Genomic DNA, 25856 nt, shown 5'->3' with positions numbered 1-25856 from the left:
TTCTATTACTTTTTCTTTGAAAGCCATTGAGCGATAATTTGTTGCTCTTCACCTTTTACAACACCCGCCGGCATTCCGCCTGATTTACCATTTTTAAGAATGTTGGTAATCTGCTCTTTTGAATACTTGCCTCCAACCTTTTGAAGATTCGGTCCAACCGCGCCTTCAAGGTTTTGTCCATGGCAGGAAGAACAGTTTTGTTTAAAAATCGCTGCCGGATCCAGTGCTGCCTGTTCTTTTTCTTTTTTCGCTTGTTCCTGATTATGTATTCCCCAAAACGACATGCCAATAACGAGAATAATACCAATCACTGCAGTGAATATAAAAGGAATAAGCGGATTTCGTTTCATGATTTTTCCTCCTTCGTCTGTTATACAATTGGTGTACATTCTGCCTGCTTATGTAAGTGCTAACAATCCATATCCTATTTTACTTGAAAATAGAGTTGAAGGAAAGAAAAAGTTAAACTTTTGCTAGTTTTATCAATCTTACACAAGTATCGGTACAACACTTTACTTTCGGGCCTGCCTCTTGGACTTGATGAGAAAAAACCGTCCGCTGGGCGGACGATTTTACCTTACCAGGCCTTCTTTTACGTTCATCAGTCGTTGTGCCTCTTCACGGAGTTTATACTTTTGAATTTTACCTGAAGCGGTCATGGGATATTCTTTCATAATGAAAATATGCTCCGGGATCTTAAATTTGGATATTTTCCCTTGGCAATAATCCACCAATTCTTCCTTGGTCAGCTGTTCCCCTTCCTTCAGCTGCACACAGGCCGCTACTTTTTCACCATATTTCTCATCGGGAATCCCAATCACCTGAATATCAAGAATCGATGGATGGGAGTATAAGAATTCTTCCACCTCACGCGGATAAATATTTTCTCCACCGCGTATGATCATATCCTTTAAACGTCCGGTGATTGCCACATAGCCATCATTGTCCATAACAGCCAGGTCGCCCGTATGCAGCCAGCCTTCAGAGTCAATAGCTTTAGCTGTTGCTTCAGGCATCTTATAGTAACCTTTCATCACATGATACCCTCTTGTACAAAGCTCTCCCTGCATTCCCGCTTTCAAAAGATCTCCTGTAACAGGGTCGATCACCTTCACTTCAACCCCGGAATGCGGCTTTCCTACGGTTTCCACCCGTTTTTCAATGGGATCATCAGGAACCGTCTGTGTAAACACAGGAGAGGTTTCCGTCTGACCATAGGCAATGGTGATTTCTGACATCCCCATTTTGTTGATAACACTTTTCATCACTTCAATTGGACAGGTAGATCCCGCCATCACACCTGTTCTTAGCGAGCTAAGGTCATAGCGTTCAAAGTTCTCGTGGTTTAGCTCGGCAATAAACATGGTTGGAACACCATGAAGAGCCGTACATTTTTCTTTTTCAACCGTATCCAGCACTTCTTTCGGGTTGAACTGGACGACAGGCACCATGGTGGCGCCTGCCGAAACAGCTGTGAGCGTTCCTATGACACATCCAAAGCAATGAAAAAATGGAACTGGGATGCAAAGTCGGTCCTCACTAGTGAGTTTCATTGATGCAGCCAGCCGGTGGGCATTGCCCATTATGTTGTTATGCGTCAACATAACGCCTTTGGGAAAACCTGTCGTCCCTGACGTATATTGCATGTTGATGACATCATCCGGGTGCAGGCTTTCCTCTCTTTGGGCAAGATCATCATCCCAAACGGCTTCGCCAGCGTCCAGCATTTCTTCCCAGGTCAACATGTTGTCATGTGCTTCATTGCCCATAAATATCAGCTTTTCAAGAAATGGGAATTCTTCTTTTTTCGCCTGAATGGTTTGTGCCATTTGTACATAGGATGTATCTTTAAATCCTTCGATTAAAAAAAGGGCTTTGGCATCCGACTGTTTGAGCAGATACTCGAGCTCGTTTTGCTGATAACTTGTATTTACCGTTACAAGGACAGCACCAGCTCGTGCAGACCCAAATTGAAGCAAAATCCACTCCGGAACATTGGTCGCCCAGACTGCAATATGGTCCCCTTTCCTGACCCCGAGGGCCATTAAGCCTTTTGCCACTTTTTCGGTTAACTCATAAAACTCCTGATATGAATAACGAATTCCGAGCGTGCTGTAAACAACGGCTTCATGTGAGGCCAGAGCATGTGCCTGCCCTTCAAGGTATTTGCCAATTGTCAAAGAACCATTCACAGCCATAGTTCACCCCTTCTACTGGATTTAACAGCCAATTTCTCTTGCGATAACCATACGTTGGATCTCCGATGTGCCTTCACCGATTTCTGTCAGTTTGGCATCCCTGAAATATCGTTCTACGTGATAATCTCTCATATAGCCATAGCCGCCATGAATCTGTACGGACTCGGAACAGATTTGCATGCAAATCTCTGATGCATATAGTTTCGCCATAGCCGCTTCTTTTGAAAACCTCTTACCCTGGTCCTTCAGCCATCCTGCCTTATAGACCATGTTTCGTGCCAGTTCAATCTTCATGGCCATATCCGCAAGTTTGAACTGAATCACCTGAAACTTCGAAAGAGAGGAACCGAATTGCTTCCTTTCCTTTGAATATGCAAGCGCTTTATCGTAGGCTGCCTGGGCAATGCCTACAGCCATCGCTCCGATGCCGATCCTTCCCCCGTCCAGGGTAATCAAAAATTGCTTAAAGCCATCTCCACGTTTTCCAAGCAGATTTTCCTCCGGCACGTTGACACCGTCGAGAATCAATTCAGTTGTATTGGAAGAATGAAGCCCCATTTTTTCATAGTTATCAATAACCTTAAAACCTTCTGCATCCGTTGGAACAATAATAGCGCTGATTTCTTTTTTGCCGTTACTCTTTCCAGTAACCGCCGTGAGCGCCAGGTGCTTTGCATAACTCGCGTTTGTAATATAGCACTTGCTTCCGTTGATGGTCCATTGACCATCTTGATTGATCGCTGTTGTCTGTGTACCCCCTGCATCTGAGCCAGCGTTCGGTTCGGTTAGTCCAAAAGCACCCATCGATTCACCTGTACAGATCGGCACAAGGTATTTTTGTTTTTGTTCTTCTGTTCCAAACATATAAAGAGGAGCGCCACCCAGTGATACATGCGCAGAATAGGTAATGCCTGCAGAACCACAGGCTCTGCTGAGCTCTTCTACGGCGATAGCAAACGATATGGTGTCGGCTCCTCCACCTCCGTATTCTTCCGGAAATGGAAGACCCATGATTCCAAGCTTCGCGAGCTTTTTAAAAATTTCCAGAGGAAACCTTTTTTCTTTGTCGCGTTGTTCGGCACCCGGAGCCACCTCTTCGTCCGCAAATTCCTTCATCATTTTTTGAATCATTGCCTGTTCATCTGTTAATGCGTAATTCATGGCAGACCCACCTTTTGTGTAATTTCACCATTGTGTGTAATCGCTTTCAAGTTTATTATAGATATAAAGGCAGAATTTTTACAACATTAACATTTTTGATTTCTTTCTTTTTTTACCTCTTATTGGAAGTCTGTATTTCTCAAAGGCATTTGCATTCCGTTCTCAGAATCAGTAAAATACATATTAATAAATGGTAAATTTGGAAATCACATCAACAAAAAAGCCTGCCCTAAGGCAGACTTGATCATTCACTATTCTATTCCAAGAAGTCCTTGAGTCTTTTGCTTCGGCTTGGGTGACGAAGTTTACGAAGAGCTTTTGCTTCGATTTGGCGGATCCGTTCACGTGTAACACCGAACACTTTGCCGACTTCCTCGAGCGTTCTTGTACGCCCGTCATCCAGGCCGAATCGTAAGCGAAGCACGTTCTCTTCCCTGTCAGTAAGGGTATCAAGAACGTCTTCCAGCTGTTCCTTTAAGAGCTCATAAGCGGCTGCCTCTGAAGGAGCAAGTGCATCCTGGTCTTCAATAAAATCACCAAGATGGGAATCATCCTCTTCCCCGATCGGTGTTTCCAGAGATACAGGTTCTTGAGCTATTTTCAAGATCTCACGCACCTTGTCAGGTGTAAGTTCCATTTCTGCTCCAATTTCTTCCGGAGTTGGTTCACGGCCCAAATCCTGAAGAAGCTGCCGCTGGACACGGATCAGTTTATTGATGGTTTCAACCATGTGAACAGGAATTCGGATGGTTCTTGCCTGGTCCGCTATCGCACGGGTAATCGCCTGTCTGATCCACCATGTGGCATAAGTACTGAACTTATATCCTTTACGGTAATCAAATTTTTCAACGGCTTTGATCAATCCCATGTTACCTTCTTGAATCAGGTCAAGAAAGAGCATTCCGCGGCCTACGTACCGTTTGGCAATACTGACAACGAGCCTGAGGTTGGCTTCCGCCAGACGGCGTTTTGCTTCCTCGTCTCCTTCTTCAATTCGCTTTGCAAGAGAAATTTCTTCTTCAGCGGAAAGAAGGTCCACACGGCCGATCTCTTTCAGGTACATTCTGACGGGGTCATTTATTTTAACACCTGGAGGAACACTCAAGTCATTGAGGTCAAATTCCTCTTCTTCTTTACCGGCTTCAAATTTTGGCTCTTCCTCATCGCCATCGGTTTCATCGGAAACTTCTACCCCTTGTTCTTCAAGGAAGTTGTAGAACTCATCCATTTGTTCGGAATCCTGGTCAAAAGGAGCCAGTTTATTTGTGATGACGGTATACGTCAGCACCCCGTTCTTTTTACCTGCTTCAATTAGTTGCTCTTTTACTTGATCGATGGTTAATTCGCCTTCCGTCTCCTGACGGTTTGGTTTTTCAGCCATTCGATCCCCTCCTTCCACACTTCACCAAAAAAATTATGAACCTTTTAACTCTTTTTGCATATGAAGTATTTCCATTGCTATTTGGGCCGCCCTGGCAAAATCCTGCCCGCGTTCCGCTTCCTTTTTTTGTTTCTCTTTACTCTGTATCTCCAACCATTTCGGATAGTTGGTGATCTGCCTTATATAATCACTCATTTCCCTGTCGGAAAGATGTTCATTGACAGTCAGCATGGCCAGTTCGGATGCAATCTTGTTTAACCTTTCATCTTCAATGCGCTGCAGGAATAAACCAACATTGGGCAAATTTCCTTCTTCGTAGAAGGCATATAAATAAGCTGCAACTGCATTGTGTTCTTCAATGTTAAATGACGCTCCAACTGACTCCTGAACCCTAATGGCCACATCGGTGTTTTTCAGCATATGTGCAAGAAGAATCCGTTCAGCATTATGATAGGCAGGCAAAAGCGGTTTGTTAAAATATGTTTTATACCTAGGATTATTATTCCTGTTTGGTTCCACATTATCCTTTTTTCGCTTCTGCTGCTTTGCAGTAAGGTACTGCTGCTGTTTAAGTGCCTCCAGAGAAAGGTTGAATTCATCGGAAAGCTGCCGTAAATAATGGTCTTTTTCGACAGCATTGGACAGCCTGCTGATTTCCTTAATAATCTCTTCGATGTAGAGCATGCGTTCTCCTTCATCGTTAAGATTTTTCCCTCTTCTGAAGTATCGAATCTTGAATGCCATTACGGTTAAACTTGCCCCTATTACATCCCTATTAAACTTCTCAGTGCCAAATTTTTGGATGTAGTCATCGGGATCAAGTCCATCAGGCATCTGCGCAATTCTGACATTAACGCCAGCTTTTTGAAGAATGGCAGAGGCACGGAAGGCAGCTTCCACACCTGCATTATCCGAATCATAGCAAATGACAACGGAAGGAACATTCCGTTTCAGCAATTTAGCCTGCTCCTCGGTCAGGGAAGTACCAAGTGTGGCCACCCCGTTCTCCACGCCAGCCCGCCATGCCGCAATCGTATCGACATAGCCTTCAAACAGAACCGCCTGCTCTTTCTTCCTCATTTGCGGCCGCGAAAGATGCATGGCATACAGGTTGTTCCCTTTATTAAACAGCATGGTTTCAGGACTGTTTAAATACTTGGGTTCACCGCTGCCGAGGATTCTTCCACCAAAAGCAATGACCTTGCCGTTTCTATCCCAAATCGGAAACATTATCCGGTTTCGGAAACGGTCAAAAAACTTCCCGTCAAAATCACGTGTACCGAGCAAGCCCGCTTTTTCACAGAGATCGAGCGAAAATTTTCTTCTCTTTAAAAAATTGGTCGCCGCATCCCATGAGTCAGGAGCAAAACCGATCTGAAAGCGTAAGATAACTTCATCCGTAAATCCCCGGTTCTTTAGATACTCCAGCGCCTTAAGCCCTTGCTCAGTGTTGAGCAGGTAATGGTGATATAGCTTTGCCAATAGCTCGTGGGCCTCTGTCATCACCGCACGGCTATCGGAAGCCTTAGAGTTCCCCTGCTGGCGTTCCAACTGAGGTAAATCTATTCCGGTTCGCTGTGCAATATGCTTGACGGCTTCCAGAAAGGAAAACCCTTCAATATTCATTAGAAACGAAAAAACATTTCCGCCCACCCCGCAGCCAAAACAGTGATAAATCTGTTTGTCCGGTGCAACGGAAAAAGAAGGAGATTTCTCACCGTGAAAAGGACATAACCCAAAATAGTTGCGCCCTTGTTTCTTTAAGTTTACGTATTCACTGACAAGCTCAACAATATCTTGAGACGTTCGAACCTTTTCAATTAGTTCGTCCGGAATTCGTTCTGCCATGTTTAAACACCGCTTTATTTACTTTCCTGTCTCAGAAAAATTCAGACAGGTAATAATTATTCGTTATAAATTAATGAAGTCCTTCAATATTCGACAATAATTTTTGAAATTGTTCAGAGAACCGTTCCAGATCACTTTCACGGAACTTCGATGGGCCCTTTGTTCGCTTCCCTGCTCTTCTCTGTTTCCCGGAAATGTATCTTTCAAAAAGTATTTTTTCCATTTCTTCCTCCTGGTAAATGAATCCACGGGGATGAAAGGTCACCACACCTTTTGGAACGAGAATGCTTGCCAAGCCAAAGTCCTGTGTAATGGCAATATCTCCCTTCACTGAATGATTCATAACATATAAATCTACTTCTTCCCGGTTGGAATCGACAAGCACCCATTCCACACCAGGCGCAGGATCCGTGTAGTGGGCATAAGAGATAACAAAAAATACCGGTACTCCAATTTCACGACAATGTTCGATAATTGCCTTTTTTATCGGAGCCGGACATGCATCCCCATCAACCCATACTTTTACTTTAGAATTTAGCATAAATTACAATTCTACATCCTTCATAGGTTTCCTTCTGTTAAAACCATTTTGTCGAAGAAAACCTCTTTTTGTTTTACTGCTGTAGAAGAATGTTGTTTCATAGAATTCCGCAAGCATGCCCTTAGAAAGAACATTCCAGTCCTATTCTTGGTTGCATTGCTAACTTTTAATCACAATTTTATATTATAACTAAAAATTAATCATAATGCCAGAGAAAATAATCACCAGGAAAAGGCGCACAAAATCCATTTGATTTCGTACGCCAGACAGACGTTTATCTGTAATTTTTCCCTGTGTATATATTGTAGATCAAATTTGCCGATTCTTCGACCGCTTTATTTGAAACATCAATGACTCTGCAGCCAATGCGGTCTATCGTTTTATTGAAATAATCAAGCTCCTGGCGAATGCGATCCATATTCGCATAGTTCGCTTCTGAATTTAACCCGAGAGCCATCAGGCGTTCCCGACGGATATTATTCAGTTTTTCAGGTGTAATACTTAAACCGAAACACTTTTTGGCAGAAACCTTAAAAAGCTCCTCTGGCGGTTCAACTTCGGGCACCAACGGAACATTGGCCACTTTCAGCCGCTTATGTGCCAGATACTGGGACAACGGAGTTTTCGAGGTTCTTGAAACCCCGACCAGAACAATATCTGCCTTCAAAATTCCGCGCGGATCTCTTCCATCATCATATTTGACGGCAAATTCGATCGCTTCCACTTTTCTGAAATAATCATCATCCAGTTGATGTACAATGCCAGGCTCATAACGTGGAACCTGCTGAAGCAGCTGCTGCATCTGGCTCATCATTGGACCGATAATGTCCACGGCAACAACACCTGACGCTAACGCTTGTTGAAGCAAGAATTCTTTCATCTCGGGTATAACGAGTGTGAACGCAATCAGCGCGTTGTGCTCTTTGGCCAAGGCAACGACTTCTTTAATGGTGCCCTGGTCCTCCACATAGGGTACTCGTTTCAATTCAATGGCTGCGGTATTAAACTGGCTGGCCGCGGCTTTAACCACAAGCTCTGCCGTTTCCCCCACAGAATCAGATACAATATAAATCATTGGTCGATCTATTTTGTCAGTCATCCTTACCTCCTGATAGTTAAGATCAAAGGATCATTTCATCCCTGGCCAATTCAACAAAGGCCTTGGTGACGTTCGTTTTTGTAATCCTGCCCACGACTTCATAGCCTTCGCCGGCTGTGGATTGCTTTACGACCGGAAGTCCGTCAATTTGCTTGTCAATCATGATTTGTGCCACATCGAGCAAATGGTCTTCCTTGAAACAAAACGTGATATTTGGCATTCTGGTCATAATAATATTGATAGGAATGGCGTTCAGTTCCTGTTTGCCCATACTTGCCCTCAGCAAATCTTTCCTTGAGACCACACCAACAAGATGAGACTGTTTATTTACGATAAACAATGTTCCTACGTCTTCTAGAAACATGGTACAGATCGCTTCATAAACCGTGGAGGATTCTGAAACTACGACCGGGATGGATGAAAATTCGTGTACCTCTATTTTTTTGATTTTCTCGGTCAATAGCTGCGATCCGGTTTTTCCCGTATAAAAATAGCCTACTCGCGGCCTGGCATCCAAATAGCCAGCCATTGTCAGTATGGCAAGGTCCGGCCGCAGCGTGGCCCTCGTCAGGCTCAGACGGTCAGCTATGTGTTCCCCGGTTATCGGCCCATGATCTTTTACGATCTGCACTATCGTTTCTTGCCTCTTATTTAGTTCGATTGTTCGCACCACCTTAGCAAACTTTTAAATGTGTTATACTCTTAATTAAACATTATATACTAATTAAGGGAGCAAACGAAACCATAACACAGGGTTATTCAAATTTATTCAATTGATTGAGAAACTTTTTTGATTTAAAAACCATGCCTGAATTTTCATCGATATATGTAGTCAGGACAAAACGGATCTGATCTTTTGTTTGTTTTTTTAATGATATGTTTCCCAGACGGTTCAGGTCGAAATGATAAAAAAGCCGGAGAAGCCTAGCGGCCGGCTGTGACAAGGGTATCCGGTTCGGATCCAAGTGGCTGCATCTTTCACAAAGTAAACCACCCTCCCGAATTGAAAAGGAAAATTCTCCTTCCGTTCGGCCGCAATTGGCGCAGTGATCCACCTGAGGGCCGATTCCGGCCTGCCGCAGCATTTTCATCTCAAAAATAAAGGTAATAACTTCAGGATCTGCTCCTTCGTCCAGTTGGTGCAGGGATTGCCACAGGTGCTCAAATAAATAAGGCTGAGGGTTCTGCTCCTCAGTCACTTTATCCAAAAATTCAATCATATACGCACAATAGGCGGTTTTAAACAAATCTTCTTTAATTCCCCGAAATGAGTCAATAATTTCTCCCTGATTAAGGGTACCCAGGCCTCTGCCCTGTTGATAAACAAAATGACCGTATGTAAAAAGCTGCGCAACAGAAGAGAGGCGACTTTTAGGTTTCTTCGCCCCTCTTGCCATAACACCGATTTTACCTTTTTCCCGTGTAAAAAGAGTCAGGATGACATTTGTTTCACCGTAGTCCACTTTTCTGATGACAATTCCTTCAACCTTTTGCAGCAAGTTTACCACCACCAGGTTCTTTTAATGAAGGCTCCTTATTGGATGGGAGAGTCAATAGGTGCTTGAGGATCCTCCTCTTGTACCGTTCTCGCTGACATGTCCACTTCAAGTTCTTTAAACAACAAATAGGTATCGATACTGCCCGTTTCGCAAAATACCTTCCAGGTAAATTCTTTCATGGGAATGTTCCACCTTTCACGTTGTTTTTTTAAACTCTCTTGTCCTTAGGGTTGCCTTATAACAAAAATTAAATGTGAAGGAAAATATGGAAGCTTAATACTCGTCTTCGTTAAATCCAAATTCTTTCAGATTGCTCGTTTTATTTCTCCAATCCGCCTGAACTTTTACAAACAGCTCAAGAAAAACTTTGGTTCCCAGCAGGTTTTCAATATCAGTGCGTGCCCGCTTGCCCACTTCCTTGAGCATGGAACCTTGTTTTCCAATAATAATTCCTTTTTGCGACTTTCGTTCAACAATGATGGTAGCATTGATAAAGACGACATCGCGATCTTCGCGGCGCTGCATTTGTTCAATCACGACAGCAATCGAGTGAGGAATTTCCTCACGAGTCAGATGAAGCACTTTTTCCCGAATCAGTTCTCCGACAATAAAGCGTTCCGGATGATCAGTGACCTGATCCTCGGGATAGTACTGCGGTCCTTCCTCAAGGTATTCCGTAATCTGATTCATCAAGGTGTTTACATTATTCCCCTGAAGCGCGGAAATAGGAATGACTTCCTGTACCTCGACTTTATTGCGGTAAAATTCAATAAGCGGCAGAAGTTTATCTGGATGAATGGTGTCGATTTTGTTGATTACCAGAAAAATCGGCTGGTTGATTCCCTGAAGTTTATCAATGATAAATTGATCGCCCCGTCCATAGCCTTCCTCCGCATTAATGACAAAAAGGATCAAATCCACTTCTCTTAATGTCTGCTGGGCAATCTTTGTCATAAAATCACCCAACCGGTGTTTTGGTTTATGAATACCCGGAGTATCGATAAAAATAACCTGTGCTTGGTCAGTTGTATAAACTCCTTGGATTTTGTTTCTTGTTGTTTGCGGCTTATCACTCATAATGGCAATTTTTTGGCCGATGATATGGTTCAATAACGTTGATTTTCCTACATTTGGCCGTCCAATGATGGATACAAAGCCTGATTTATAACCAGTTTTATTCATTTAAATCCCCCGGTGAAAACGCTCCAGGAAGCAACTCTTCCACAGTCGTTTCCAAAATGTCTCCTTGTAAATTGGTTAAATACACTTTCATGTCAGATGGGCATAATTCCGAAATGACCTGTCTGCAGGCTCCGCAAGGCGGAACCGGACGTTTTGTGTCTGCCACAACAGCCAGTGCAGAAAATTCTTTATCGCCCTCTGAGACCGCCTTAAAAAGCGCGGTACGCTCCGCGCAGTTTGTCACACTGTAGGCCGCATTTTCGATATTGCAGCCATGATAGACCTTTCCGTCTTTGGTCAGAAGGGCTGCCCCCACCTGGAATTTGGAATAGGGAACGTACGCACGGTCTCTGGCTGTAACCGCTTCCCTGACCAGTTTGTCTTTTTCCATATTCGTTCCACCTTTCAACATTCATCCTTTATCCTACTGATTGATACAATGCTTCATCTATTTTGTTTACGTTTATGGCTTTAAAAAAGATAATGCAAGACAGGTTTTACAAATAGCAGTAATCCGATTATAACAGCAATCAGTGAAAAAACCAAAACGGCACCCGCTGCCATGTCCTTGGCCTGCTTGGCCAAAGGATGGAATTCCTCCGTAACAAGATCTACCACCCGTTCAAGAGCAGTATTGACGATTTCCAACGAAATGACAACTCCAATGACAATGAAAAGAATCGCAAATCGCACTACAGAAAAATCCAGCACATACGCAGTACCCAAAACAACCAGGCTGATCAAAAGGTGGATTTTAATATTTTGCTCCCCTGCTAAAGCGGTCTTTATACCGGACCATGCAAATTTGAAACTTCGAAAAAACCGGCGGGCAGCCATCCCTGTTATCTCGTCAGGCCGTATGCATTTAGGATTTCATCCTGCCGGCCAAACATTTGTTTTTCATCCTGCTCACATAGATGATCGTAGCCTAAAAGGTGAAGAAAACCATGGACCGCAAGAAATCCAATCTCCCTCATCAAGGGATGCCCGTATTCTTCGGCCTGCTGCTTTGCAGTATCCACGGAGATAATAATGTCCCCAAGGATTCTTGGCAGTTCGGCTCCCGTGATTTCAATTTCCCCTTCGCCCATTTCTTCCATGGCGAATGAAATCACATCCGTTGGCCGGTCCTTGTCCCGGTATTGTCTATTGATTTCGTGGATCCTCTCATCGGTCACGAATGTTAATGACAGCTCGGTTTCATCAGGCAGCTCCTCCATGGCTGCAGCATGATTGAGAAGATTGGTCAATTCCTCTACCTGCTCCGGTGTCACCTGTTCGGTTTCGTCAGTAAAATCAATGTGTAAGCTCATTTATAAATCCACCTTCTTTTTAATTTGCTGTTCGGGGTATTCAATCCTCGAATGGAAGATACCGTTCAATGTCTGGCTTAGCGTTTTAGCGACCGTATCCAATTCTTTAAAGGTCAGTTCACACTCGTCAAACTGGCCATCCTCCAGCCTGTCTGTGATAATTTTGCGAATAATGGAGTCAATTTTAACCGGTGTCGGCTTAGATAGAGAACGCACGGCTGCTTCGACACTGTCTGCAATCCCTACAACAGCAGATTCCTTTGATTGTGCTTTTGGACCCGGGTATCTGAAATCCGATTCCGGAATATCTTTTTCGCTCTGTTCTGTTGCCTTATGGTAAAAGTATTGAAGCAGTGTGGTTCCATGGTGCTGTTCGGCAATATCAATAATTTCTGCCGGCAAGTTATATTCTTTCAACATCTCCGATCCATCATACGGATGCGCAATAATGATGGTCTTGCTCAGCTGTGGAGTTAATTTCTCATGGGGATTGTCCATATTCATCTGATTTTCAATAAAAAAGTGCGGCCTTTTTGTTTTTCCAAGATCGTGATAATATGAGCCCACCCTTGCAAGCAACCCGTTCGCACCGATAGATTCACAGCCTGCTTCGGCAAGGTTGGCAACCATGACGGAATGATGATACGTCCCCGGCGCTTCAAGCAAAAGCTTGCGCAGAAGGGGATGATTTGGGTTGGAGAGTTCAATCAGCCTTGTTGTGGATAACACACCAAACCATGATTCAAATACAGGCATCAGACCCAACGCGAGCACGGATGCCAAAAATCCGGAAACAAAACCAAACCCAATCTCGACTCCAATCTGTACGGGTGAATATTTTCCGTTTTGAAGCAGCAGAATGATCAGTATCGATACAACATTAATAAACGAAACGAGAAGCCCCGCTTTCAGTATCCTTGATTTTAAATGGCGCTTGCCCAGATAAATAACGCCTGCAATACACCCCAGCAGTACATAGATCCCGAGCGGAAAGTTAAATGTACCGGTCGATCCTTCATTAAACATCAATGTGGCGCACAGCGCAAATAAAACACTTGAAAGAATAGCTGTAAATTCGTTAAAGAGCATTTTGATCATCATCGCTCCTGCTGCAATAGGAACGATAAAAAAGATTCCTGTAATCTCCATTTTGTCAATGAAGCTGGACAGCTTCATCACCAGGAGGGAAAAAGCCATCAGGATGATATAAAGGAGAATCTGTTTCCTTTTGCTGCTCTCTTTGGCAGCAAATGAATCTCTTATTAAATAATACAAGCCTATGACCAGGATAAGAACAAAAAGGAGCAATCCAACATAGGGATATACCGCAACTTCTTTATCCAGCAGACCGACTAGCTTTAACTGTTTAAATTTTTCAGGCGTTATGACATCGCCCTCTCTTACGATGATTTCCCCTTCTTTAATCTCCACAGGCTCTGCTTCATCAATGGCTTTTTGCTTGGCAAGCTTCGTTTTATCCACATCAAGCAGATAATTAGAAACAATATTGCTTCTCGTCAGCTCGATTACTGCACTTTTTAAAGAAGAAGCAAAGTTGGAATTTTGCTGGATGTTATCTTCGGCCCGGTCGCGAAAAAATCCAAGTTGGTCCACTCTGATTTTATTTTTCAGAGTGTCATTGATAACCGAACTAGCCAAATCTCTTGCTGAACGCAATTCTGAAGAAGATGCATTAAACAGAGCAGTATAAGCTTCGGGTGAAATTTGATTGTTGCCGACCATGCCCTTGATTTGATCGATTTTCTGATCGAGTGTAAGTGGTTCTTTGTCTTTGTCCTTTTTTTCCGCTTCGTTAATTTTTTCAATGGCCTTGAAGATTTCATTTGATTTTTCAGCTTGTTTGAGCGGACTGTCTTGATCATAGGAATAGATATTTTCTACCTTATCCGCCGCATCCTTTTGCTTTTTTAGCGTGTCTTCCTTCATTTCAATGGTGATCGGTGATTGTATGTCCCGAGGAGAAATGGAATACGGCTCAGCATCCACCGTATCAGGTGTGACATTGCTTAATAAAGTCGAGTAAATGATCAAGGCCAATAATCCAAAGAGCGGGATCGACCAACTTTTAGGTGAGTTCTTTCTTTTAAGCTTAAACCGTTTTATCACATTATTGCTCATCACATTCAGCCCCCGCCTGTCACTGCTTTGTATTTCCATATTAACAAAAACTGGACAGAGAAGGTATAGCAGAATTGCAAGCGTAAATTTTTCTCTGCAAAAAAAGAAGAAGCCTCAGGTTTTATTTAATAAACCTGAGGCTTCTTCTACTTGCCACCCTCGTTCTTTTCGTAGGCCGAAATGATGCGCTGGACCAGCGGGTGTCTTACCACATCAAGCTGCTTTAAGAAAATAAACTGTATGCCTGGCACGCCATTCAAGGTGCGTTCTGCCACTTTTAACCCTGACTCTTTCCCTCTTGGAAGGTCAATTTGGGTTAAATCGCCCGTAATGACCATTCTTGAGCCAAAGCCAAGGCGTGTCAGAAACATTTTCATCTGTTCTGGAGAGGTATTTTGAGCTTCATCAAGAATGACAAAACATTCATCGAGCGTTCTTCCCCTCATATAGGCGAGCGGTGCAATTTCGATGGTGCCTCTTTCAATCAGTCGTTCTGTATGTTCCATTCCCAACAAATCATGAAGAGCATCATACAGCGGACGTAAATAGGGGTCGACCTTTTCTTTCAGGTCGCCAGGGAGGAAGCCAAGGCTTTCACCAGCTTCAACTGCCGGCCTTGTCAAAACAATCTTTTTGATTTTTCCTTCTTTCAAGGCAGCTACTGCCATAACCACAGCCAAGTAGGTTTTCCCTGTACCTGCAGGGCCAATCCCAAAGACCAGGTCGCCTTTTTTCATCGCTGTTACATAATGACGCTGACCGAGTGTTTTTACTCTGATTGGTTTGCCTTTTACGTTGGTTGTAATCTCCTGCTGATACAATTCAGTGATTTCATCGAGCATTTCCCGTTCCGCCAGCTGAACAGCATAAACAATGTCTCGTTCGGAAATATGAATTCCTTTTCGGATCAATCCCAGTAGCACGATCAGCACATCTTCCACCTTTTGAACGGCATCATCCGTTCCCGTAACCGATATGTCTTCGCCTCTTGTGACAATGGTGACTGAAAGCTTATCTTCGATAATATTCAGAAAAGCATCGTTCGGTCCGAAAAGCGCCAGGGCTTCTCCCTGATCTTCTAGTTGTAATCGCTGTAATTTAGTGGTTTCTGACAAACTACTCAGTCTCCTTGTTGGATAAGTATAGGTTGTTCAGATGCAATATTTTCAATTACCTGGTAGTGCATCGATAAATTTACTTTACCATTTGAAACGGACTGGCGCAAAATTTTTTCTCCCTTAATTTTCGCATCGTGGGACAGCAGTTTCCTTACTTCTTTTCTGGCCATTGCTTTCCCTGCCTGGATGGCTTGGGAACTTGTATACACACGGTGCACGCCATCCGTTTCCCTGATTTCCTTCTTTATATAAGAAATCGGCAGTGTCCATTTCCAAAATTTCAGCGGAGTTTCATTCTTGCTGACCTCTTGTGTTTTATATTCCTCGTCTTTCCAGCCCCAAATCGGAATTTTGAGACCAAACAGATTTATTTTATGCTGCGTTACCATGTTTCCCGTAAAGGTTTGAAATTCCGTTTTTAGCGGAACGGTCACGCTTGTCGTATACCATGTTTCCCCCCAGACTACTCCCTTGGCCGGGACAAGCTTGGTTTTCCCTTCCTTTCCAATATATCCGGATACGAGGAGACTGCCCTTATAGACAAACTGATGCGGGGAAACCACGGGTTGTCCTTTTTCAACGAACATATCATAGATCACCGCATCCTTTTTTGCCACCAGATGCTTTGGTGATGACGTTTCCTTTCTTTTAGGGATTTCCTTTTCTACAACCTGAAAATTATAGGTTGTCCCATTCAGACTGACTCCGATCCAGGTTACATTGTCCATGGCGTTGGTCAGCTGCTGCTGAAGCTGTCTGACATTGGGGAGAAGGAAGATAAACTTGCCTTTTTTTATCCCCAATTCTTTTGCCGCTTTGAGAAGCTGGTATTCTGTTTTAGGATTTGCTCCTGTCACATTAATATTCCAAACCATATTGGATAGCAGAAATAAAACCACAAAAAAACCTGCAAGTCCAAGCAAGAGGCCGTTCCTTTTCCACATCCTGACTGCCCAAAACGGCAGACCGTTCTTCTCTAACAGGCGAAACTTGCACCTTGTTTGTTTCATAAGCGGCCGTACTTCTTTCATGTTTTTGGTATAAAGGCAGGCGGATACTGACCCCTCTACTGTCCGTTCGATGTTCCAGATTGCGATCCCCCGGGCCAGGCATTCATTGATGAAACCTTCAATATCGTCGCCTCTCAATTCGATTTTCACATAACTGTTTATCGGCTCCAGCCAGTCCTTTTTCATAGCGGCCTCCCGTACTGGTTTTTAAGTGGATTTGTCATAATAGACCCCTTCAATGGTTCCTTCAAGCAATATTTCTTCGGGAAGAATGGTTTTAATAACAAAGTCCTGACCTTTGATCACAAGGTGTCCCTGCTTTAAACGAAGCTTTAGTTCTTCCCTTGAAAAGGCCATAACCCCTCTGTGATTTTCTATATAGATATGTAACTGGCCAATCATCGTAATGCGGGGTAAATCCATCATGGCATCAGCTGGGAGATCAAGTTTTTCCACTAACCATTTTGTTACTTGCTGCCTCCACTTTGCCATCAGCAACACCCCTCTCATCTCATTTTTATGAAAGGGTGAGATAAACTATCACCATAAATTAAAAAAAGGACCGCATAAGATGCAGTCCCCTTTGACACATGGTTCTTCTTCATTTTTTTCTGTGAAGCGGCTGATAAGCGCGTGGCTTGCCAAGAATCTCCGACCAAATAATTCCCTCCACGAGATTCTCTTTTTTTACCGTAAAAGATACAATTTCATTGCTTCGGTCCTTGTATCTGTCGTTTAAAGAGACACCGGACCGGGAAGTTGAAGATGACCGTGGCTTCATCTGGATGTTTTGATAACTTTCCAGCATCGTTGTTGCTGAAGAAACTTCTTCTAACTTTTCATTCTTTGCGGTCTTTTCCATTTTTGCTTTCTGGGCAGCTGCAGCATCCGAAGCTTCCACTGTTCTCCTTTGAACCCGCCGGTGTCGCTGATGATCATTCTGCTGCGACAGACCTTTTTTAATCAATCCATACAGCCCCACGACCACAAAAATGATAAATGGAAGCAAATCACCGATGGCATCGAAAAGATGATTGATAAGGGTATCCATTATTTCTTCCCTTTAGTGCCCGGCAAATCATCTTCTCCTAATGAAGGATTCGCCTGTTTTCCAATCGATTCTCTCATGTTTGTGTCTGCAATCACGTTGGTCAAATTGGCATAATCAAGCACACCCATATTTCCCGAACGAAGTGCTTCGGCCATGGCAAGTGGCACCTCGGCTTCGGCTTCCACCACTTTTGCACGCATTTCCTGAACCCTGGCGATCATTTCCTGTTCGTTGGCAACAGCCATGGCCCGGCGTTCTTCTGCCTTCGCCTGTGCAATATTTTTATCAGCCATCGCCTGGTCGGTTTGCAGTGCTGCCCCAATATTCTTGCCAATATCAATATCAGCAATATCAATTGACAGAATTTCAAACGCGGTTCCGGAATCCAGTCCTTTGGATAAAACGGTTTGCGAAATGGTGTCCGGATTTTCCAGAACCTTTTTATGATTCTCACTTGAACCAATCGTAGAAACAATACCTTCCCCTACACGGGCAATAATGGTTTCTTCTCCTGCTCCCCCGACCAGGCGTTCAATATTGGCTCTAACAGTTATTCTCGCTTTCGCTTTTACTTCAATGCCATCCAGTGCCACACCGGCAATAAACGGCGTTTCAATTACTTTGGGGTTAACACTCATTTGTACGGCTTCCAGGACGTCTCTTCCGGCTAAATCAATCGCTGCCGACCTTTCGAACGTCAAATCAATGTTCGCTCTGTGTGCGGCAATGAGAGCGTTTACCACACGGTCTACATTTCCTCCCGCCAGGTAATGGCTTTCGAGCTGATTGGTCGTAAGATTTAACCCGGCTTTTTGTGCCTTGATCAGCGGATTGATGACCCTTGAGGGGATAACCCGTCTTAACCTCATACCGATCAGTGTAAAAATCCCAACCCGTACTCCTGCAGCAAGTGCTGAAATCCAAAGAGCAACCGGTACAAATGTAAATAGAATTGCAAGCACAATAATAATAACGCCAATTAAAACAAGCGTTGCGATGGAACCTGAAAACATTTAATCTCCTCCTTTTTCTGATAAATCTTCTTTTACTTCTCTAACTACGATTCTAGATCCCTGTACTTTAACAATTTTTAACTTTTTCCCTTTTGGAATAAAGCTGCCTTCTGTTACAACATCCAGATATTCTCCATCGAGATCTGCTGTACCAGATGGTCTAAGAGGCGTGATAGATTCCGCAATCCTCCCTGTAAGATCCGCTCTCTGGTCATTTGAAATGTATCCCTTTTCCGTGCTCGTGCTGTCAAACAAGATCAGTTTTCTCAGTGGTCCCCGATAGCCAAAATATTTAAGGAAAAAGAAAGATCCTACTACAGTAACAATAAAAGCGATTCCTATCGAAATGGCTACAGTCGTTACCGATCCTGCTGCCATGACCAAGCTTGCAATCACTGCAACCACCCCCAACACTCCTATAATGCCTCCCGGAACAAAAATTTCCAGGAACAAAAACACAAGACCCAGCACAAAAAGCGCGACGGATTCCCACCCGGCAAGTCCTGCAATCATATGACCAAAGAAATAAAGACCCATTGAGAGAAGACCGATGGTGCCAGCAATACCGAAACCAGGTGTAAAAAGTTCAATGGCGAGCCCCAAAAATCCAACAGAAAAAAGGATGGCTACTGCAATTGGATTTGTAACCACACGAGCTACTTTTTCGGCCAGGCTTAAATTTACTTCCGTAATTTTTGCGTCATCCAGCTTAAGATACGAAAGCAGTTCATGCCGGTCATTCACTATTTTTTCTGCATAGCCTACCTTAAGCGCCTGATTGGCTGTCAGGGTTAACAGTTTCCCTTTCTCAAGGCCCAGGTCCTTGATTTCTATGTTTTCATCTGCCATGGCCCTTGCATATTTGGGATCGCGGTTGTTGAGTTCTGCTGCCGCTTCCATTTCTGCAATCCAGGCGGATTCTGCTTTTTTCCCAGCAGTATTGCCCTGTGCATTGATTACAGCAGCAGAGCCCATTGTTGTTGACGGTTTCATAACAATTTCATTTGCATTCAATGCAATATACGCTCCGGCAGAAAAAGCATCTTTAATTATGTAAGCAGTAGTGGGTATTTGCGTAGATCTGATCAGCTGGGCAATCTTATTAGCTGAATCCACTCTTCCCCCTGGCGTGTTGATTTCAAAAATAATGTGGTCTGCACCTGCTTTTTCGGCATCGTCCAAACTTCTCTCAAGGAAGGCTTCAAGACCTCTTTCAATTTCCTGCTGTACCGGAATTACATATACCGTCTCGCCATTCCCTTCACCGGCCGCCGGCTTGATGACCGTCAGCAGCGGGAGCATCATTAGTCCAAGGAAGAATATCATCCGGATTATTCTCAACGTTTCCCCCCCTTTTTAATCTCCCTTTATTCATACGACTGACCAACAAAAAAGTTTCAATATCTGGAAAGTTCCCTCTCCATTGTATAGTATGTATTTTGGAAAAACCAAGGATAATTAACGCAAAAAGACGCCTTAAGGCTAAGCCTCAAGGCGTCTGTTCGATTTAAGATAAATTTTGTTGAACGAGCTTGTTGACAAGAGAACCATCGGCTTTGCCTTTTACTTGAGGCATCACCACTCCCATCACCTTACCCATATCCGCTTTTGATGAAGCACCAACTTGTTCGATGGCTCCCAGGACAATCTCTTTCACTTCATCCTCGGATAATTGTTGTGGCATATAGTCCGTAATGATGGCAATTTCTTCTTTCAAAGGATCTGCCAAATCATTGCGTCCAGCTTTTTCAAATTCTTGGAGGGAGTCTTTTCTTTGTTTCATTTCACGTGCAAGAACAGTGAGCTCTTCTTCTTCATTCAGGTCGTGCCCGAGCTTGATTGATTCGTTTTGAAGGGATGCCTTCACCATGCGAATCACAGAAAGCTTTTGCTTGTTTTTGTCCTTCATCGCTTGTTTCATATCCTGGTTTAATCGATCAAGAAGACTCATAAACTTACACCTCTCTTAGAACTTGCGCTTTCTTGCTGCCTCAGCCTTCTTCTTACGTTTAACGCTTGGCTTTTCATAATGCTTGCGCTTTTTCACTTCTGCCAAAGTTCCATCTTTGGAAACGGATCTTTTAAAACGACGAAGAGCATCATCAATGGATTCGTTCTTACGAACACGGGTTTCTGCCATTTTCTTTCCCTCCCTCCAGACCATTTCAGTCACCATGAGTGATAGAAATGCGTCACATATCTTTTGCCATTATAATATATCAATTGATAATGGTCAACAAAAATCCGCTTTGTTTTAATAATCTGATTCTGAGCTTACGCCTTTAACAATGGCAATTCCTGCACTTGCCCCGATCCGGGTTGCCCCAGCTTCCACCATGGCAATCGTGGTTTCCCTGTCGCGTACTCCGCCTGAAGCTTTTACGCCAATATTCGGGCCGACCGTCTCTCGCATAAGGCGGATGTCTTCTACCGTTGCTCCTCCTGTGGAAAACCCGGTAGAGGTTTTCACAAATTGGATGCCAGCTTTAACAGCGATTTCACAGGCCTTTACTTTTTCTTCATCTGTAAGCAGGGACGTTTCAATAATGGCTTTGGTCAGTGCACGCCCCTTTGCAGCTTCAACGACAGCACGGACATCTCGTTCAACCAGATCATACTCTTTCCCTTTTAAAGCACCGATATTGATTACCATGTCCACTTCAGTTGCCCCGTTTTCAATGGCATTTTTTGTTTCAAATGCCTTCACTTCAGGGGTGCTCGCACCAAGCGGAAAACCAATGACTGTACAAACAGCCACGTCTGTACCTTTCAGTTGCTCAAACGCAGTGTATACCCAAACCGGATTAACACAAACTGAAAAAAAATCGAATTCCTTTGCCTCGGCACACAATTTTAAAATATCTTCTTTTGTTGTTTCCGGTTTTAAAGCGGTATGGTCAATGAGTTTAGCAAGATCTGATGCAGCCATTTTTTATCATCCTTTCTACACTTCTTCTCTTCCTATGTATTTTACCAAAACCCGACATTAAAATACAAAACCCTGGTTTACACAAAAAAAGAAAGCCCGGGTATCCGGACTTTCAGTGGTATTAGAAGTTTGCAATTTCTTTGGAAAGATGATCATCGATTACTTTTACAAACTGGCCGTCATTATACGGGTAACCCGCTTTCGAAATTTTCACAAGGACTTGTTTTCCGATCATCTCTTCGGTTGCAGGGAACCTGACTTTGAGATAGTTCGGTGTGTACCCAACATACAGGCCTGTTCCCTTTTCTTCCTTATATGCTTCTTCAGGAATTACCTCTACGACTTCATCTTCGTAATCTGAAGCATATTCTTTGGCGAGCTGATCTGAAAGCTCGATCAAGCGGTGAACTCGTTCGTTCTTCACCTCTTCAGGAACTTGTTCCTCCATCCGTGCGGCGGGTGTGCCGGTGCGCTTGGAATATGGGAATACATGAAGCTCGGAAAATTTGTGGTCGCGGATGAAATTATAGGTTTCCATAAATTCTTCTTCCGTTTCCCCGGGAAATCCGACAATGACATCTGAAGTAATCGCCAAACCAGGAAGTGCATTTTTCAACTTGGTAATGCGCTCTGCAAAAAGCTCCATAGTATACTTTCTGCGCATTCTTTGAAGAACCGTGTTGGAACCGGACTGAAGCGGGATATGAAGATGGGGAACGACCTTATCGGATCGGTTCATGACCTCGATCACTTCGTCCGTAATCTGGCTCGCTTCAATGGAAGAAATGCGAAGCCTTTTCAATCCTTCCACTTTCTCATCCAATTCTGAAAGAAGCATGGCAAAGTTGTAATCTTTCAAATCTTCACCGTATCCCGCAGTGTGAATGCCAGTAAGCACGATCTCTTTATATCCGGCACTGACAAGCTGCTGCGCCTGATGGATGACTTCTTTTGAATCCCGTGAGCGCAAGAGCCCGCGTGCCCAGGGAATGATACAAAATGTACAGAAGTTGTTGCATCCTTCCTGAATTTTCAGGGATGCACGTGTACGGTCCGTAAATGATGGAACATCAAGTTCTTCATACACACGTGCTTTCATGATGTTGCCGACACCATTGATAGGAAGCCGTTCTTCTTTAAACTGCTCAATAAACCCAAGCATCTTCCCACGATCCTGGGTTCCGACCACAATGTCCACACCCGGGATCGCCATGATTTCCGCAGGAGAGGTCTGGGCGTAGCAGCCCGTCACACAAATGACCGCATCCGGGTTTTTACGGATCGCCCGGCGGATCACCTGACGGCTTTTTTTATCGCCTGTATTGGTTACAGTACATGTATTAATTACATAAACGTCAGCTGTCTGCTCGAACTCTTTACGTTCATAACCTTCACTCTGGAACAGCTGCCAAATCGCTTCTGTTTCGTAATGGTTTACTTTACAGCCTAATGTATGAAAAGCCACTGATGGCATTTCAATCACCTCATTAATTCAAAATGATAGGAAACAGCGCTAAGGAGATAAGAACTTGCTGTTTCTGTACGCAGTATTCGGGGGCCAAGTCCACAGGAAACAAAACCAGCTTCCTTTAATTCAGATACTTCCTGCCCGCTAAATCCGCCTTCCGGGCCGATGGCGCAAAGGAGCGTCGAACCGGGAGACATGGAATACAGGACTTCAGCCAGCCGCTTTGTCTCTCCCTCTTTCGCTTCTTCTTCATAAGCCACAATTTTATAATCAAAATCAGTTGCTTGTTTCAAAAGAGTTGTAAAGGAAACAGGCGAAAACACGTCAGGAATGACGCTGCGGTGTGACTGCTCAGCCGCCTCTTTTGCAATTTTTGCAAGCCTCAGGATTTTTTTCTGACCTTTTTTTTCATCCCATTTTACAATACACCGTGATGAAGAAAAAGGCAAAAATCCCTTTGCCCCTAGCTCGGTTCCTTTTTGTACAATCGTTTCCAGCTTATCTCCTTTAGGAATTCCCTGGGCAATGGTGACCTGTATAGGAGATTCCTTTTGTTCCTGTATCTCTTCGATCACAGAGGCATGGACAGAATCCCGGTCGACCGCCGTGATTTCACAGAGCACCGTCCGGCCCTGACTATCGGAGCAAATAATATGATCGCCGTTTTCCATTCTCATTACTTTTGCAATATGATTTGCATCATCGCCCGTGATTGTCACGTTGGTTTCGCCCATATCGTTTCCTGAAACAAAGTACCTTTGCATGTTAGACCTCTTTCGAGTCCGAAAGATTGCGCGCAATGATTGCTACCCAGTCTTCCATCTCCAGCACTTCTACAATGGTAAACCCGTTTTGTTTCAGCTCTTCTTTTACTTCGTTCTTTTTTCCTTGAATAATGCCTGAAGTAATAAACAGGCCATCTTGTTTAAGCACCCTTGCGGCATCTGGAACAAAACGCAGGATAATATCAGCAAGCAGATTGCCCACAATTAGATCGGCAGGACCTTCAATACCGTTTAACAAGTTATTCTGCTTTACAGTGATTTTTTCCGCTGCTTTATTCAGTTTCACATTAATATTGGCGCTTGAAACTGCTACTTCGTCCAAGTCAAATGCCTGAACATGCTTCGCTCCCAGGTGGGCCGCAGCGATACTTAAAACACCGGAGCCGGTTCCTACATCAATGACCTCATCCCCTGGGTTCAGGTATTTCTCGATGGCTTGCAGGCACATGACCGTTGTTGGATGGGTCCCGGTGCCAAAAGCCATTCCCGGATCCAGTTCAATGATTACTTCATCAGAGCTCACCGGCTGATAATCTTCCCATGTCGGTGTAATGGTTATCTTTTCGGAAATTTTTACCGGCTTGTAGTATTTCTTCCAGGCGGTTGCCCACTCTTCTTCATTTACCTCACTGATGGTTACATGGTTATGGCCGAGATCGATATCATAGGTCATTAAATTATTAATGGCTTCTTTGACCTCATCTACTGTTTCACCGAGAAAACTTGTTACCGGCAAATACGCTTTTATCAGTACGCCTTCTTCAGGATAATCATTAGGATCGAGTTGATAGATTTCCCCAAAAACGGATGTTCTCTCTTTTATTAAATCTTCCGGATCTTCTATCACCACGCCGCTGGCACCTGCTTCGTGTAGAATGTTTGAGATTGGTTCAACCGCTTCCTGGGTAGTATGAATGCTAATTTCTGACCATTTCAATTCTATCAACTCCATTCCTATGATCCATTACTCGCCCTTAAAGGCTCTTTTTACTTTGTCAAAAAAGGATTCTTCATGCTCATCCGGCACATCTCCGCCGATTTCGGCAAAATCCCTCAGCAATTGCTTCTGTTTGTCGGAAAGCTTGGTAGGTGTCAGCACTTTCACTTGGATGTGCTGATCTCCCTGACCGCGTCCCCTGACATTTTGAACTCCTTTTCCGCGCAGACGGAAATGAGTTCCGGTCTGTGTTCCAGCCGGTATTTTCAATTTGATTCGCCCGTGCAATGTAGGAACTTCAATTTCATCTCCCAAGGCAGCCTGAGCAAAGGTAATAGGCATTTCACAATAAATGTCGTCTCCGTCTCTCTCGAAAAATTCGTGAGGAAGAACTCTGAAAACCACATAAAGGTCTCCTGGAGGACCTCCGTTTACGCCTGGTTCACCGTGCCCGGAAAGGCGGATTTGCTGGCCGTTATCCACGCCTGCAGGAATTTTCACATTGATTTTCTTTGTGGTAGTTACTTTCCCTTTACCATGGCACGTACCGCATTTTTCTTTGATAATCTTGCCTGTTCCGTTGCAGTACTGACATACTCGTTTGTTGACGATGCGTCCAAACGGTGTATTTTGCTCGACGTTCAGCTGGCCTGCACCTTTACAGTGTGAGCATGTTTCCGGTTTCGTGCCAGGCTTCGCGCCTGATCCGTGACATGTTTCACATGTTTCTTCCTTAGGAAGCTCAATTTCGGTTTCTTTACCGAAAACCGCTTCCTCAAACTTGAGGTTCATGTTGTACTGTAAATCTGATCCCTGTCTCGGGGCATTAGGGTTTCTTCTTCCCCCGCCGCCGAAAAACATATCAAATATGTCTCCGAAGCCGCCAAAGTCAGCTCCTGCGCCTCCAAAACCGCCAAATCCCTGATTAGGATCCGTATGGCCAAATTGGTCGTACTGTGCTTTTTTTTGAGGATCTTTTAACGTATCATACGCTTCCCGCACCTCTTTAAACTTCTCGGCAGCATCCGGTTCCTTGTTTACATCAGGATGGTACTGCTTAGTCAGTTTGCGGTAGGCTTTTTTTATTTCTTCGGTGGATGCATTCTTATCCAAACCGAGTACTTCATAGTAATCTCGTTTACTCATAGAAACCCACTCCCGAATCTTCACATAAAAATTATCTT

The 25856-nt window shown here is 43.9% G+C and carries 27 protein-coding genes and 1 pseudogene; all 28 read right to left on the bottom strand.

Features of this window, described 5'->3' with window-relative positions; genetic code table 11:
- Positions 1-5: 5 nt before the first annotated feature.
- Positions 6-350, bottom strand: coding sequence for a cytochrome c550 (cccA, locus tag DMO16_RS01715; RefSeq protein WP_061971144.1), 345 nt, complete (start codon positions 348-350; stop codon positions 6-8).
- A gap of 222 nt (positions 351-572) precedes the next feature.
- Positions 573-2198 carry an AMP-binding protein gene (locus DMO16_RS01710; protein WP_129474985.1) on the bottom strand — a complete coding sequence of 542 codons (1626 nt, stop codon included), beginning with the start codon at positions 2196-2198 and terminating at the stop codon, positions 573-575.
- Between the two features lie 21 nt (positions 2199-2219).
- Positions 2220-3359, bottom strand: a complete 1140-nt coding sequence (locus DMO16_RS01705; RefSeq protein ID WP_129474983.1) for an acyl-CoA dehydrogenase family protein — start codon at positions 3357-3359, stop codon at positions 2220-2222.
- Positions 3360-3615: 256 nt separating this feature from the next.
- Positions 3616-4740 carry an RNA polymerase sigma factor RpoD gene (rpoD, locus tag DMO16_RS01700; protein WP_061971150.1) on the bottom strand — a complete coding sequence of 375 codons (1125 nt, stop codon included), beginning with the start codon at positions 4738-4740 and terminating at the stop codon, positions 3616-3618.
- A 588-nt stretch (positions 4741-5328) separates the two neighbouring features.
- Positions 5329-6588 (bottom strand): annotated as a pseudogene (gene dnaG / locus DMO16_RS01695) (DNA primase); the annotation flags it as partial.
- Positions 6589-6658: 70 nt separating this feature from the next.
- The gene (locus DMO16_RS01690; RefSeq protein ID WP_074440499.1) at positions 6659-7129 is read right to left on the bottom strand and encodes a YaiI/YqxD family protein; all 471 of its coding nucleotides are present in this window, start codon (positions 7127-7129) and stop codon (positions 6659-6661) included.
- Positions 7130-7403: 274 nt separating this feature from the next.
- Positions 7404-8228, bottom strand: coding sequence for a pyruvate, water dikinase regulatory protein (locus DMO16_RS01685; RefSeq protein ID WP_074440500.1), 825 nt, complete (start codon positions 8226-8228; stop codon positions 7404-7406).
- A gap of 22 nt (positions 8229-8250) precedes the next feature.
- On the bottom strand, positions 8251-8901 hold the full coding sequence (locus DMO16_RS01680) for a helix-turn-helix transcriptional regulator (RefSeq protein ID WP_061971155.1): 651 nt from the start codon (positions 8899-8901) through the stop codon (positions 8251-8253).
- A gap of 82 nt (positions 8902-8983) precedes the next feature.
- Positions 8984-9727 carry a DNA repair protein RecO gene (gene recO / locus DMO16_RS01675; RefSeq protein WP_061971157.1) on the bottom strand — a complete coding sequence of 248 codons (744 nt, stop codon included), beginning with the start codon at positions 9725-9727 and terminating at the stop codon, positions 8984-8986.
- Positions 9728-9762: 35 nt separating this feature from the next.
- Positions 9763-9906, bottom strand: a complete 144-nt coding sequence (locus DMO16_RS01670) for a YqzL family protein (protein WP_074440501.1) — start codon at positions 9904-9906, stop codon at positions 9763-9765.
- Between the two features lie 94 nt (positions 9907-10000).
- Positions 10001-10909 (bottom strand): GTPase Era, encoded by a 909-nt coding sequence (gene era / locus DMO16_RS01665; protein ID WP_061971159.1) that lies wholly within the window; start codon positions 10907-10909, stop codon positions 10001-10003.
- Entirely contained in the window at positions 10902-11300 is a 399-nt protein-coding gene (locus DMO16_RS01660) for a cytidine deaminase (protein WP_061971161.1), read from the bottom strand. The genes era and DMO16_RS01660 overlap by 8 nt, the downstream gene beginning before the upstream one ends.
- A gap of 80 nt (positions 11301-11380) precedes the next feature.
- A complete protein-coding gene (locus DMO16_RS01655) occupies positions 11381-11746 on the bottom strand; it encodes a diacylglycerol kinase family protein (protein WP_061971163.1) in 366 nt (121 codons plus the stop codon).
- Between the two features lie 5 nt (positions 11747-11751).
- A complete protein-coding gene (gene ybeY, locus DMO16_RS01650) occupies positions 11752-12222 on the bottom strand; it encodes an rRNA maturation RNase YbeY (protein WP_061971165.1) in 471 nt (156 codons plus the stop codon).
- Complete coding sequence (locus DMO16_RS01645) at positions 12223-14361, bottom strand: HD family phosphohydrolase (RefSeq protein ID WP_061971167.1); 2139 nt, start codon at positions 14359-14361, stop codon at positions 12223-12225.
- 146 nt (positions 14362-14507) lie between these two features.
- A complete protein-coding gene (locus DMO16_RS01640; protein ID WP_061971169.1) occupies positions 14508-15476 on the bottom strand; it encodes a PhoH family protein in 969 nt (322 codons plus the stop codon).
- Positions 15477-15481: 5 nt separating this feature from the next.
- Entirely contained in the window at positions 15482-16675 is a 1194-nt protein-coding gene (gene yqfD, locus DMO16_RS01635; protein ID WP_061971171.1) for a sporulation protein YqfD, read from the bottom strand.
- A 21-nt stretch (positions 16676-16696) separates the two neighbouring features.
- Positions 16697-16984, bottom strand: a complete 288-nt coding sequence (yqfC, locus tag DMO16_RS01630; RefSeq protein WP_061971698.1) for a sporulation protein YqfC — start codon at positions 16982-16984, stop codon at positions 16697-16699.
- Between the two features lie 106 nt (positions 16985-17090).
- On the bottom strand, positions 17091-17540 hold the full coding sequence (locus DMO16_RS01625) for a hypothetical protein (RefSeq protein WP_129474978.1): 450 nt from the start codon (positions 17538-17540) through the stop codon (positions 17091-17093).
- The gene (gene floA, locus DMO16_RS01620; protein WP_061971176.1) at positions 17540-18553 is read right to left on the bottom strand and encodes a flotillin-like protein FloA; all 1014 of its coding nucleotides are present in this window, start codon (positions 18551-18553) and stop codon (positions 17540-17542) included. Before floA ends, DMO16_RS01625 begins: the two co-directional genes overlap by 1 nt.
- Positions 18554-19894, bottom strand: a complete 1341-nt coding sequence (locus tag DMO16_RS01615) for an NfeD family protein (RefSeq protein ID WP_129474976.1) — start codon at positions 19892-19894, stop codon at positions 18554-18556. It abuts the gene before it with no gap.
- Positions 19895-20060: 166 nt separating this feature from the next.
- Complete coding sequence (locus tag DMO16_RS01610) at positions 20061-20504, bottom strand: GatB/YqeY domain-containing protein (protein ID WP_061971179.1); 444 nt, start codon at positions 20502-20504, stop codon at positions 20061-20063.
- 15 nt (positions 20505-20519) lie between these two features.
- Entirely contained in the window at positions 20520-20693 is a 174-nt protein-coding gene (gene rpsU, locus DMO16_RS01605) for a 30S ribosomal protein S21 (RefSeq protein ID WP_007202240.1), read from the bottom strand.
- Between the two features lie 114 nt (positions 20694-20807).
- Positions 20808-21482: a deoxyribose-phosphate aldolase gene (deoC, locus tag DMO16_RS01600; RefSeq protein ID WP_129474974.1), complete on the bottom strand. Its 675-nt coding sequence runs from the start codon at positions 21480-21482 to the stop codon at positions 20808-20810.
- 121 nt (positions 21483-21603) lie between these two features.
- Positions 21604-22956, bottom strand: a complete 1353-nt coding sequence (mtaB, locus tag DMO16_RS01595; protein ID WP_129474972.1) for a tRNA (N(6)-L-threonylcarbamoyladenosine(37)-C(2))-methylthiotransferase MtaB — start codon at positions 22954-22956, stop codon at positions 21604-21606.
- A gap of 5 nt (positions 22957-22961) precedes the next feature.
- On the bottom strand, positions 22962-23714 hold the full coding sequence (locus tag DMO16_RS01590; protein ID WP_129474970.1) for a 16S rRNA (uracil(1498)-N(3))-methyltransferase: 753 nt from the start codon (positions 23712-23714) through the stop codon (positions 22962-22964).
- Position 23715: 1 nt separating this feature from the next.
- Positions 23716-24672, bottom strand: a complete 957-nt coding sequence (gene prmA / locus DMO16_RS01585) for a 50S ribosomal protein L11 methyltransferase (protein WP_061971188.1) — start codon at positions 24670-24672, stop codon at positions 23716-23718.
- A gap of 27 nt (positions 24673-24699) precedes the next feature.
- Complete coding sequence (dnaJ, locus tag DMO16_RS01580; protein WP_129474968.1) at positions 24700-25818, bottom strand: molecular chaperone DnaJ; 1119 nt, start codon at positions 25816-25818, stop codon at positions 24700-24702.
- Positions 25819-25856 lie beyond the last annotated feature (38 nt).

Source organism: Fictibacillus sp. S7 (assembly GCF_004127935.1).
Lineage (GTDB): Bacteria > Bacillota > Bacilli > Bacillales > Fictibacillaceae > Fictibacillus_C > Fictibacillus_C enclensis.
Note: the sequence above shows the minus strand (reverse complement) of the source record. Positions and strands in the feature narration are given on the sequence as shown.

Coding starts and splice junctions, on each gene's coding strand:
- cccA (WP_061971144.1), bottom strand. CDS start 350: ATGAAACGAAATCCGCTTATTCCTTTTATATTCACTGCAGTGATTGGT.
- DMO16_RS01710 (WP_129474985.1), bottom strand. CDS start 2,198: ATGGCTGTGAATGGTTCTTTGACAATTGGCAAATACCTTGAAGGGCAG.
- DMO16_RS01705 (WP_129474983.1), bottom strand. CDS start 3,359: ATGAATTACGCATTAACAGATGAACAGGCAATGATTCAAAAAATGATG.
- rpoD (WP_061971150.1), bottom strand. CDS start 4,740: ATGGCTGAAAAACCAAACCGTCAGGAGACGGAAGGCGAATTAACCATC.
- DMO16_RS01690 (WP_074440499.1), bottom strand. CDS start 7,129: ATGCTAAATTCTAAAGTAAAAGTATGGGTTGATGGGGATGCATGTCCG.
- DMO16_RS01685 (WP_074440500.1), bottom strand. CDS start 8,228: ATGACTGACAAAATAGATCGACCAATGATTTATATTGTATCTGATTCT.
- DMO16_RS01670 (WP_074440501.1), bottom strand. CDS start 9,906: ATGAAAGAATTTACCTGGAAGGTATTTTGCGAAACGGGCAGTATCGAT.
- era (WP_061971159.1), bottom strand. CDS start 10,909: ATGAATAAAACTGGTTATAAATCAGGCTTTGTATCCATCATTGGACGG.
- DMO16_RS01660 (WP_061971161.1), bottom strand. CDS start 11,300: ATGGAAAAAGACAAACTGGTCAGGGAAGCGGTTACAGCCAGAGACCGT.
- DMO16_RS01655 (WP_061971163.1), bottom strand. CDS start 11,746: ATGGCTGCCCGCCGGTTTTTTCGAAGTTTCAAATTTGCATGGTCCGGT.
- ybeY (WP_061971165.1), bottom strand. CDS start 12,222: ATGAGCTTACACATTGATTTTACTGACGAAACCGAACAGGTGACACCG.
- DMO16_RS01645 (WP_061971167.1), bottom strand. CDS start 14,361: ATGAGCAATAATGTGATAAAACGGTTTAAGCTTAAAAGAAAGAACTCA.
- yqfD (WP_061971171.1), bottom strand. CDS start 16,675: ATGAAAAAGGACTGGCTGGAGCCGATAAACAGTTATGTGAAAATCGAA.
- DMO16_RS01625 (WP_129474978.1), bottom strand. CDS start 17,540: ATGGATACCCTTATCAATCATCTTTTCGATGCCATCGGTGATTTGCTT.
- floA (WP_061971176.1), bottom strand. CDS start 18,553: ATGTTTTCAGGTTCCATCGCAACGCTTGTTTTAATTGGCGTTATTATT.
- DMO16_RS01610 (WP_061971179.1), bottom strand. CDS start 20,504: ATGAGTCTTCTTGATCGATTAAACCAGGATATGAAACAAGCGATGAAG.
- rpsU (WP_007202240.1), bottom strand. CDS start 20,693: ATGGCAGAAACCCGTGTTCGTAAGAACGAATCCATTGATGATGCTCTT.
- deoC (WP_129474974.1), bottom strand. CDS start 21,482: ATGGCTGCATCAGATCTTGCTAAACTCATTGACCATACCGCTTTAAAA.
- mtaB (WP_129474972.1), bottom strand. CDS start 22,956: ATGCCATCAGTGGCTTTTCATACATTAGGCTGTAAAGTAAACCATTAC.
- DMO16_RS01590 (WP_129474970.1), bottom strand. CDS start 23,714: ATGCAAAGGTACTTTGTTTCAGGAAACGATATGGGCGAAACCAACGTG.
- dnaJ (WP_129474968.1), bottom strand. CDS start 25,818: ATGAGTAAACGAGATTACTATGAAGTACTCGGTTTGGATAAGAATGCA.